Annotated in this window: 7 protein-coding genes and 1 tRNA gene; 7 read left to right on the top strand and 1 reads right to left on the bottom strand. The window is 43.8% G+C overall.

Annotated elements, in window-relative coordinates; genetic code table 11:
- Nucleotides 1-38 precede the first annotated feature (38 nt).
- The gene (locus tag ABD894_RS19645) at nt 39-3,179 is read right to left on the bottom strand and encodes a glycosyltransferase family 117 protein (RefSeq protein ID WP_345212779.1); all 3,141 of its coding nucleotides are present in this window, start codon (nt 3,177-3,179) and stop codon (nt 39-41) included.
- Nucleotides 3,180-3,394: 215 nt separating this feature from the next.
- On the opposite strand from ABD894_RS19645, the gene ABD894_RS19640 reads away from it, so the two are divergent.
- From ABD894_RS19640 to ABD894_RS19610, 7 genes are all read left to right on the top strand, one after another.
- Nucleotides 3,395-3,465: transfer RNA gene (locus ABD894_RS19640), tRNA-Gln, on the top strand.
- Between the two features lie 158 nt (nt 3,466-3,623).
- Nucleotides 3,624-4,568 (top strand): ribose-phosphate pyrophosphokinase, encoded by a 945-nt coding sequence (locus tag ABD894_RS19635; RefSeq protein ID WP_345212778.1) that lies wholly within the window; start codon nt 3,624-3,626, stop codon nt 4,566-4,568.
- A gap of 136 nt (nt 4,569-4,704) precedes the next feature.
- Nucleotides 4,705-5,286 (top strand): 50S ribosomal protein L25/general stress protein Ctc, encoded by a 582-nt coding sequence (locus ABD894_RS19630; RefSeq protein ID WP_345212777.1) that lies wholly within the window; start codon nt 4,705-4,707, stop codon nt 5,284-5,286.
- 310 nt (nt 5,287-5,596) lie between these two features.
- The gene (gene pth, locus ABD894_RS19625; protein WP_345212776.1) at nt 5,597-6,157 is read left to right on the top strand and encodes an aminoacyl-tRNA hydrolase; all 561 of its coding nucleotides are present in this window, start codon (nt 5,597-5,599) and stop codon (nt 6,155-6,157) included.
- 82 nt (nt 6,158-6,239) lie between these two features.
- Entirely contained in the window at nt 6,240-8,687 is a 2,448-nt protein-coding gene (locus tag ABD894_RS19620; RefSeq protein WP_345212775.1) for a TonB-dependent receptor, read from the top strand.
- A 9-nt stretch (nt 8,688-8,696) separates the two neighbouring features.
- The gene (locus ABD894_RS19615) at nt 8,697-9,044 is read left to right on the top strand and encodes a Spx/MgsR family RNA polymerase-binding regulatory protein (RefSeq protein ID WP_345212774.1); all 348 of its coding nucleotides are present in this window, start codon (nt 8,697-8,699) and stop codon (nt 9,042-9,044) included.
- A gap of 355 nt (nt 9,045-9,399) precedes the next feature.
- Nucleotides 9,400-11,379 carry a M1 family metallopeptidase gene (locus ABD894_RS19610; protein ID WP_345212773.1) on the top strand — a complete coding sequence of 660 codons (1,980 nt, stop codon included), beginning with the start codon at nt 9,400-9,402 and terminating at the stop codon, nt 11,377-11,379.
- Nucleotides 11,380-11,446 lie beyond the last annotated feature (67 nt).

The following is an 11,446-nucleotide window of genomic DNA, read 5'->3' as shown; positions in this document are numbered from 1 at the left end:
TCAAACCGGATCGCTCTTTTTTATTATGCAGGCTGCTATTATTGCGGCCTTTGTGTTAAGCCAAATTTAGCTTCGTAACCTTTGTACTGGTCGCCATACTTTTTGTTAAGGGCCGCCTGGTGAAAGTCTTTCGTTAAACCGATCAACCCATTCAATAACGACATTGATAATTGTATATCGCGGTTATTGGTATCGGTTTCGCCTTTTTGTATCAGCGCGTAGTTGTATGTTAACAGGTTATCCAAATACCTGTCAATCTGCTCGGCAAGGGCGTTACCTGTTTTAATATCGCCGGTGCGGTAAGCAACCTCAATCATGTAATATTTACGGATAGCCACCTCAGTTACCGGAATGGTAGTAGGTAATACCTCTTCCGATTTTTTGATAGCGTTCTTAGCCAGATCTGTGCGGCCTTCTTTAGCCAGGTCATCGGCCAAATTCAGGAACAAACGGCTGATCAGCGGGTAGAACATCGTTAACGACTCGTGATCAAGGTAGCTGGCTTTTTTCAGGTTGCCGTATTTAAACTTGTTCACCATGTTATCATACATCTTTAAAGTATTGGTGCTCTCTAAAGCTTGTGCGCTGGTATCGGGTTTTAATGGCATCAGGCGGTAAGCAAAACCTTCGTTATATAAATAACGGTCGAGGCCTATCATGTTATCGCTGCCTACTGTTACCGAAAAATATATCGGGCGTTTCCAGTTGTTGTGCGCCAAAATATCCAGCAGGGCTAAGTTATCTTTAGTAACGTAGTTGCCCGGGTATTTCCACTCTAAGGCAGGTAATATCTGGTCTTTTTTATCGGCAGGTACAGTACCTGATTTTACTACGTCATCAGGGCTAACGGTAATTTTGAAATCCTTAGTTGGCAGGTAGTTCATTTTTTCGCCGCTGTTGGTTTCTGCCTTGGTGCGGTCATCATCTGATGTAATGAAATCAAATACCTCTTTCAGCTCAACCGGACCTTGTACCTGGTTATCGCTGTAATAGATCACATCGCGCACACCGGCCACAAATTTCTCGTTAGGCATGGTGATAGGCAACGGCTCCGATTCGTTCATCTTTACTTTCATCTGGCGGATATACCAGTCGGTTCCCAGCAAGCTCAAATTCACAATACGCACATCCGGACGAACATTTTCCACCTCCTGTAAATACCAAAGCGGGTAAGTATCATTATCGCCGTAGGTGAACAATATAGCGTTAGGCGCGCACGAGTTAAGGTAGTTGTAAGCCATATCGTGCGGGGTAAGTTTGGTTGAACGGTTGTGATCGTCCCACTCCTGGTTAGCCATTAATACCGGCGCGGCCAGTAATGATACTACTGTAGCTATAATAGCGCCCGTTTTTGCATTCAGCTTTTTGCTTAGCAGATCGGCCAGGAACAATACGCCCAAACCTATCCATATAGCAAAGGCATAGAAAGAACCCGCGTAAGCGTAATCACGTTCACGTGGTTGTAATGGATCCTGGTTAAGGTAAAGCACAATGGCCAAACCCGTAAAGAAGAACAGCACACCTACAATACCGGCATCTTTTTGATTACGGCGGAAATGGTAAACCGCTCCTAATAAGCCCAATATTAAAGGCAGGAAGAATAAACGGTTATATGTTTTACTTTCGGTTACCGAGTATGGCAGCGGTTTGCTGAAATTCCAGCCGCTTATCCAGTTACCATCGATACCGGTAGAACTGGTTTGGCCATCCATTTCGTTGGTGCGGCCGGCAAAGTTCCATAAAAAGTAGCGGGTATACATTTGCGTTACCTGCCAGCTCATAAAGAAGCTAAGGTTGGTACCTAACGATGGTTGTTCGCCTTCGCCAAGATGTGTCCAGTCGCGGTAGAACGCCGCATGGCCCGGTTTATCGCTGAACATGCGCGGGAAAATGGTGTTCCTGTCATAAACGGTAACTACCTTTTTGCCTGCAATTTCATATTTATCTTTACCACGACGGTAGATGTTTGCGCCGTCTTTTTGGTCAACCGGTTTTGAATCGAAGTATTGGCCGAACAATAAAGGAGTATCGCCATACTGATCGCGGTTAAGGTAACCGTTAAGGGCGAAGGCATCCTGCGGATCGCTGTTATTTAAGTTAGTACCCGCTTTAGCACGGATAACGATCATCACGAACGAACTGTAACCGAACAGGATAAAGGCCAAACAAACCAGGAAACTGTTAAGGGCAAAACGCTTCTCGCGAATTTTTACCACATACTCTAACAAAGCGACAACAGCTGCTGCAACTATAATACCTATAACACCACCGCTGATGCCCGCAAGCAATACAAAGCTGGCCGCGGTAACCAATATGATAGTTTTAACAGGTTTAATAGTATAATATATACCCGAAGTGATCAACACGATCAGTAATACAAAGAAAGCGATGGCACCCGTGCCGAAGCCCAGGCCAAGTGTGTTTACAAATAACAGATCGGAAAAGGCAGCGCCTTTAACCGTGAACTGGATAACACCCCACAGTACAAATGCTACAGCCACAATACCGCCCAAGAACCAGTAAATGGTACCCTTAGTAGTAACCTGTTTAGCTTTGCGGAAGTAAATAACCAACGCTATGGCCGGTATAACCAGTAAGTTAAGTAAGTGGATACCTATTGATAAGCCCATAATGTAGGCTATAAAAACGATCCATTTGTTGGCGTAAGGCTCATCGGCATGGGCATCCCATTTCAATATGGCCCAAAATACTACGGCAGTACACAGTGACGACTGCGCGTAAACTTCCGACTCAACAGCCGAAAACCAGAAGGTATCAGAAAAAGTATAAGCCAATGCGCCTACCAAACCCGAACCTATTATTAATATAAGGTTGGTATTGGTAAGGTCGGTCAGTTTTTTTACAAGTAGCTTTTTGGCAAGCGCGGTAATGGTCCAAAACAGGAACAAAATAGTCGCGCTGCTGGCCAGTGCCGATGCCATGTTGGTATAATAGGCCACTTTGGTATTATCACCGAATGATAGTAGTGATACCACTTTACCTATCATGGTAAACAATGGAGCACCGGGTTGGTGGGCCACTTGCAGGCGGTAAATACAGGCTATGAACTCGCCGCAATCCCAAAAGCTGGCAGAGGGTTCAAGTGTTAAAATGTACGTTACGGTGGCAATCAGGAAGGCTGCCCAGCCGAAAATGTTGTTGAGCTTGTTGTAATTCATCTGTTCAAATACAAATACGAAACATATTTATAAGCTGACGAAATTAGCAAAACTATTAGTATGAACTAAAAAAATCTACTCCGTTAACATTTTTTAACGCACATTTTCAGCACATAACATAGGGGCGAATATTTTTTTAAAAATTACTTTTGAGAATTAAAAAAACGTCTTACATTTGCATTCCCTTCGCAGAAGCAATGATACGGAGCGGAGATTGCCTGATAGTATAATGGTAGTACGACGGTTTTTGGTACCGTTTGTCTAGGTTCGAATCCTGGTCGGGCAACAAAATTCAACTTCGGATTTCGATTTTTAACGTCGGTTTAGATGCCGGATTTAGAAAAACGAAATCCGAATTGTGTTTTATAGGTTTGGTAAATTTAGCACATCAGTTTCGGGGGCATTAAAAATATCCGGAAATGAAAACTCGAAATCCGAAATAAAATGCCTTTACAATTTAATCCGGTTAAATTATTTTCCGGTTCAGGTTCAAAAGAGTTGGCTACCGAAATAGCGGCCAGTTACGGGCGTGATCTTGGTGAAGTAATTCTTTCACGTTTCAGCGATGGCGAGTTTCAACCACACTTTAACGAATCGGTTCGCGGTAGCGATGTATTCCTTATCCAGTCAACCAACCAGCCTTCTGATAACCTGATAGAACTATTGATGCTGATTGACGCGGCCCGCCGTGCATCTGCTCACTATGTTACCGCGGTTATCCCTTACTTCGGTTTGGCCAGGCAGGACAGGAAAGACAAGCCACGTGTGGCCATTGGCGCTAAACTGGTTGCAAACCTTTTGGTAGCAGCCGGCATTAACCGCATCATGACGATGGATTTGCACGCCGCGCAGATACAGGGCTTTTTTGACATCCCGGTTGATCACCTGGATGCCGCCGTGATATTTGTACCTTATATTAAAAGCCTTGGCCTTGGTAATTTAACTATTGCCTCGCCGGACATGGGCGGCTCATACCGCGCACGTACCTTCGCTAAGTTTTTTAACGCCGAGGTGGTTATTTGCGATAAACGCCGTAAACGTGCCAACGAAATTGAATCGATGACCGTTATTGGTGATGTTACCGATCAGGACATTGTATTGATAGATGATATTTGCGATACCGCGGGTACCCTGTCAAAAGCTGCCGGTTTAATTATGGAACGTGGCGCACGCAGCGTAAGAGCGGTTTGTACGCACCCGGTATTATCGGGCAAGGCTTACGAAACCATCGAAGCATCTGCTTTAACAGAGCTGATCGTTACTGATACTATCCCTTTGAAACGCCATAGCGATAAAATAAGGGTATTATCAACTGCCGATCTGTTTGCGAAAGCGATAATGAACGTTAACGAACACGGCTCAATAAGCCAGCTTTTTAAGGTAGACTAATTTGGTCAGTGATCATTGGTGAATAGTCAATGGTCAGTGATTGATAAAGAAGATTAAAAATATCTTGCTTTTAGTCCCTCTCCGGCGGAGAGAGATTGGGGCGAGGCTTTAAATAAATAACAATAAATAATTAAAAATGAAATCATTTGCTATTAGCGGTTCTCCGAGAGAGAACGTAGGGAAAAGAGATGCTAAAGAGCTGCGTTATCTGAGCCAGATTCCGGCAGTACTTTACGGTGGTGCAACTCAAAGCCACTTTTCAGTATCCGCAGCTGATTTGAAAGCCGTAGTTTATACCCCGGTTGTTCATTTCATCGATCTTGATATTGCCGGTGTTAAATCACAAGCTATCATCAAAGACATCCAGTTTCACCCATTAACTGAGCAACTTTTACACGTTGACTTTTTATTGCTTGATCAGGATAAACCGGTAACTATCGAAATCCCTGTTAAATTAACCGGTACTTCTCCGGGTGTTAAAATGGGTGGTAAATTAGTTCAAAAATTACGTAAACTGCGTATCAAAGCTTTACCTAAAGATCACCTGGATTTTATCGAAGTGAGCATCGAAGGTTTAGAAGTTGGTAAATCAGTACGTGTATCTGACCTTAAGTTAGATAACCTGTATATCACTAATGCTAAAGAAGATACTATCGTTTCGGTAACTACTTCACGTGCATTACGTCAGGCTGAACAAGAAGCAGCAGGTAAAAAATAATATTTTAAGGTGTTATCACCTTTTTAACGTGATTAACAGCGGCAGAATTTTTCTGCCGCTGTTTTTTTGTCTCTGATTTTTTAATGTATTGCTACAATAATATTACGTGGCATTTACCATTCCCCGATATACAAAGAGCTACTTTTGCGGCATAAAACCCCAATAAAACCATTTGCGCGTAATGTTTAGTACGATAAAAAAAACAATAAAAATGTACGCGAAAGTGTAACATAATGTTTTTTCAGCCGTCTCTTGTATTGTTAACTATGCTAACTAATAACTGTCCGATAGTGCCAAGCACAACAACTGTATGAAATATCTTATAGTAGGTTTAGGAAATATAGGCCCTGAATATGCCGACACGCGCCATAACATTGGTTTTATGATACTGGATGAACTGGCAAAGCAGGAAGGTGCCAAATTTAACATCATGCGCCACGCTTATTATACCGAAGTATCATACAAAGGGCGTGCACTGCACCTGATAAAGCCTACCACTTACATGAACCTGAGCGGAAAGGCCTTAAATCATTGGATGAACGAATTGAAAGTACCCGTTGAAAATGTACTGGTACTGGTTGATGACCTTGCTTTACCGCTGGGTACGCTGCGCCTTAAGCCTAAAGGCAGCGCGGCCGGCCACAACGGTTTAAAGCATATTGAAATTACACTGGGTAACAACAATTACGCCCGCCTGCGTTTTGGCATTGGCGATAACTACCCTAAAGGCCGCCAGGTTGATTATGTATTGAGCGGCTTTGATGATGACGAACAACCCGAACTACCCGCGCTGATAGATCGCTCTATTGAAATGATAAAGAGCTTTGCCACAGCCGGTACCGAACTAACCATGACCCGATTTAACAAATAGAGCATCAGTAAGTTAAATTGTGTTAAATATAATATACCAATAATATCCCCTGATTAACTTGCAATAGTTCTACCACTTTTTTATGAGAAAATCCTTATTCACAATAATATGCTGCCTTTTTGCGTCGTCACTTTTGGCGCAAAACATAACGGTAAAAGGTACCGTTATTGATTCGGCAAGCAACAAAGCGCTTGATTATGTTACCGTAGCCTTGCAGGATGCTAAAACCAGCCAGTCTGTAAAAAGCGACCTGTCAAAAGGTGATGGCAGCTTCGCGCTGAGCGCTCCGGGCGGTAAAGCTTACCAATTAGTACTGGCTTATGTGGGTTATGCCAATAAGGTGATCAAATTGGATAGCAGCAAAAAAACGATCGACCTGGGCCGTATCCTGTTTTCATCAGCTACCAAACAATTGGGCGAGGTGTCTATCACCGCTGTAAAGCCGGTAATGAGGCAGGAGGTTGACCGCATCAGCTACGATGTACAGGCCGACCCTGAAAGCAAAGCCGTTACCGCGCTGGATATGATGCGCAAAGTGCCTTTAATTAGTGTTGATGCCGAAGACGCCATCAAACTGAAAGGCAGCGGCAGCTATAAGATCCTCATCAACGGTAAAGAATCGGCCCTGATGGCTAAAAACCCATCGGATGTATTGAAAGCCATGCCGGCCACCAACATCCAAAAGATAGAGATAATTACCACGCCGCCCGCCAAATACGATGCCGAAGGTTTGGCCGGTATTATCAACATCATCACTACAAAAAATGCCGACAACGGTTATAACATAGGTATCAACGCCCGTTACAACACCGTATGGGGTTCGGGTATGAACTTTAACGGTACCGTTAAACAGGGCAAGTTTGGTTTTTCGGGCTATGCAGGCTTTGGCAAGCAGCGCCGTAACAGCAATACTTCAAAAAACGTTCAAACTTTTAAATCGGATAACTCGGTGTTGCAGCAATTGGGCGATAACTCGTTTGGCGGTAACTACAATTATTTGAATGGTGAGTTAAGTTATGAGATAGATACCCTGAACCTGCTTACGGGTTCAATTGAAATGTACAAAGAAGCCAACGACGAATCGGGCAGCCAGCTTTCGCAGCAGTTATTGAGTAATAACGATATTACCGAGCAGTACCGCTTAAATAACAGTACCGATAGCCATTATAAAGGTATGGATCTTGCCCTCAACTACCAGTTGGGCTTTACCCGCAGCAAAGATCAGCTGCTTACCCTGTCGTATAAATACAGCTACTCGCCGGGTACACAGTTTACCGATAATATGTTTTCCGACAGGATACAGTACCCCGTAATTGGTCACCCCGATTACCTGCAAAACAACAGGCAGGGTACCCGCGAGCATACTGTGCAGTTAGATTATGTGCATCCGTTTAAAGCCATCAATGTTGAGGCTGGTGGTAAGGCCATCCTGCGCAACAACTTTAGCGATTTCTCTACCGATACCCTGGTGTCGGCCGGTGTTTATGATCGTAATCAGTCGCAAACTAATGTGTTCGATTATCAGCAAAACGTTTACAGCGTTTATAACTCGTACCAGTTAAAGGTGAACAAGTGGGCGGCCAAGGCGGGTTTGCGTTTAGAGCATACTACAATTGATGCCAACTTTGAATCTACAGGTACGCCTTTAAATACAGGGTATGATAATTTAATTCCATCGGTATCAATTCAGCGTACTTTAAAAAGCAGCAGTATTAACCTGGGGTATACCCAGCGTATACAGCGTCCGGGTATTTTCCAGTTGAACCCCTTTGTTGACCGCTCGAACCCTAAATTCATCAGCACCGGTAACCAGGATCTGAAACCCGAGCTGAACAACTCGTTCGAGTTAACTTACAGTAACTTCTCTAAGGGTTCTATCAACCTGGGCCTAAGCTATGCCTTTTCAAACAACGCCATTCAAAATGTAACCAGCCTGGTGCCAACCACCATTAATGGCCAGCCCGATACGGTTACCTTTACTACTTACCAAAACTTAGGCAGTAATAAAACGCTCGGCTTTAGTGTAAATACCAACCTGGATATCACCAAGAAATTCTCCATCAGCCTTAACGGACAAGTTTCGCATGTATGGCTTGAGGGTACCTACAGGGGCACACCTTACAAAAACGATGGATACATTGGTAATGCCTTCGCGAATTTGGGTTACAAGTTTGATAGCGGCTACCGTGTAGGCTTAAACGCGGGTTACTTTAGCGGTAACGTAACTTTACAGGGTAAATCAAAATACTTCATTTTTAACTCGTACGTGGTTACCAAAGAGTTTATGGATAAAAAGGCATCTATTTCATTAGTAGCTAATAACCCATACAGTAATAAATGGACTCGTACTTCATCAACCAATACGCCCGATTTTTACCAGTCATCGGCATTTGTACAGCCTTATCGCCATTTCGCTATCAGGGTTAACTATAAGTTTGGTAAGCTGAGCAGCGATATTAAAAAGAACCAGCGCGGTATAAATAACGATGACACCAAAGGTGGAGCGAGTAAAAGTGGCGGAAATGGTTAATTTTGCGGCATGAAGGTATACGGAATAACCAACTGCAATACAGTTAAAAAAGCGCTCGACTGGCTGAAGACCAACAACGTGGCTTACGATTTTCAGGATTTTAAAAAACTGGGTATAAGTAACGATACCCTGCAAAAATGGGATGCCAAGGCTGGTTACGAAAAGTTTTTAAACAAACAGGGCCTTACCTGGAAACAGCTTGACCCCGCGGTTAAAGAAACCATAAAAACCAAAGAAGATGCCCTGCAATTATTGCAGCAAAAAACCAGCATGATAAAACGCCCCGTAATTGAGGATGGCGATTTTCTGTTCTTCGGTTTTGATGAAGCTGTTTATAAAGATCACTTCAAAAAATAAGACAAGCAGAACATCAGGGAAATCGCTTTTAAAACATTGCGCAACGGAATTGTGCGATTCCCCTCTTGAGAGGGGTGAAGGGGTGTGTCTTTTGGAATAGAAATGTTCAAATATACACCCCGCCAACGCTCAATCTCTCCCGCCCCCTCTCAAGAGGGGATAAAACTTTAAAAGCAATTTCCCTGTGCAGCACGCGTTCTGCGTGCTGTTATTGATAACTAATTTTCTTTTTAATATTTATTCGGAGCCGGCATAACTGGCTTTGAATAAATATTTTGGTAACAAAAGCTTTACTGCTTATTCCTGTTAAGGCAATTTGTAGTATACTTGCCTTTTAAAACAAAAACTAATTAACATGACCTTTAAATCCACGGCTGGTTTGCTACTGGCTTTCTTGGGTATTGCAAGTTCAGTGCAGGCACAGCAGGAGTCGGCTACAGGAGGGCAACCCGTATCTAAGTATAACTATCACGACGCTTTCGCCCCTCTTTTCTACACCAAAAACGGTAATGAATTTCGTGCGGCAGATGGCGCGCCGGGCGCCCAATACTGGCAAAACCGCGCCGATTATCAGCTGAGCGCAAAACTGAACGATCAAACAAGTGAAATTACAGGTTCTGAAATATTAACCTATACCAATAACAGTCCGCAAAAATTAGGTTTCCTGTGGATGCAACTCGACCAGAACTTGTTTAAACAAGATTCGCGCGGTTCTGCAATTGTACCGGTTACCGGTAGCCGTAACGGCGGCCACGGGCAGGTGTTTGATGCAGGTTATAAAATTAAATCGGTTAAAATTGCCGGTACCGATACCGAGCTGAAATACCTGATCAACGATACCCGCATGCAGATCTTCTTACCTAAAGAAGTTGCACCGGCCGGCGGACAGATCAAAATTAAAATTGATTACTCATTTGTGTCTCCTGATTATGGATCAGACCGTACAGGCGTACTAGCAACCAAAAACGGAAAAGTATTCACCATTGCACAATGGTACCCGCGTATGTGCGTATATGATGATGTATTAGGCTGGAACACTGTACCGTACAGCGGTCCGGGTGAGTTTTACCTGGAGTATGGCGATTTCGACCTGAGCATTACCGCTCCGGCAAGCCACATCGTAGTAGCATCGGGCGAGTTACTGAACCCGCAGGAAGTATATACTGCCGAGCAGCAAAAACGCTGGGCAGAAGCGGCTGTGAGCGAAAAAACGGTGATCATCCGTTCGGCTAAAGAAGTTACCAACCCGGCATCCCGCCCAAGCGGTAAAGCAGAGCTAACATGGCGCTTTAAAATTAAGAACGCGCGTGATGCTTCATGGGCTTCATCAGCATCATTTATTGTTGACGCTGCTAAAATGGACCTGCCAAGCGGCAAAAAATCATTAGCTATTTCGGCTTACCCCGAAGAAAGTGATGGCAACGATGCATGGGGCCGATCAACTGAATACGTAAAGAAATCGGTAGAGTTTAACTCTAAAAAATGGTTTGAGTATCCTTACCCTGCTGCTACAGCCGTTGCCGGTATTGTTGGCGGTATGGAGTATCCGGGTATTGTATTTTGCGGTTACAAAGCAAAAAAAGGAAGCCTTTGGGGTGTAAATGACCACGAGTTCGGTCATACCTGGTTCCCAATGATCGTAGGCTCGAACGAGCGTTTATACGGATGGATGGATGAAGGTTTCAACACCTTTATCAACACCCTTACCACTGCCGATTTTAACAGCGGCGAATATGCGCCGAAAAAGCCAGCCGATATGGAACGTGTAGGTGATTACCTGACCAAACCTGATCTGGAAACCGTAATGAGCGCGCCAACCAACCTTAAAGAGCGTAACAACGGTTTACTGTTGTACTTTAAACCGGGTACCGGCTTAACCTTACTGCGCGAGCAAATTTTAGGTAAAGAGCGTTTCGATTTCGCTTTCCGCACCTATGTGGAAAGATGGGCGTTTAAGCACCCTACACCTGATGATTTCTTCCGTACTATGGAAAACGCCGCGGGCGAAAGCTTACAGTGGTTTTGGAGAGGCTGGTTTGTGAACAACTGGAGACATGATGTTGCCGTAACCGATCTTAAATACATTGATGGCGATGCTTCAAAAGGCGCGCTGATCACCCTGGTTAGCATGGAAAAATTGCCAATGCCAACCATATTGGATATTAAATTGAAAAGCGGCAAGGTTGACCGCGTAAACCTGCCGGTAGAGATTTGGGAGCGTAATAGCACTTTCATCTATAAACATCCATCGACAGAGGAGATAGAGTCAGTTACCTACGACCCTGAAAAAGTATTACCTGATGTAAACCCTGACAATAACGTTTGGAAAAAATAATTAGGAAAAACCCGGCTCGTCCGGGTTTTTTTGTTTGATATGCATAACATCTATGCAGATATTCGTT

The sequence above is a fragment of the Mucilaginibacter gynuensis genome (genome assembly GCF_039541195.1).
Lineage (GTDB): Bacteria > Bacteroidota > Bacteroidia > Sphingobacteriales > Sphingobacteriaceae > Mucilaginibacter > Mucilaginibacter gynuensis.
The sequence above is the reverse complement of the archived record's forward strand: the minus strand, read 5'-3'. Positions and strand labels throughout refer to the sequence as shown.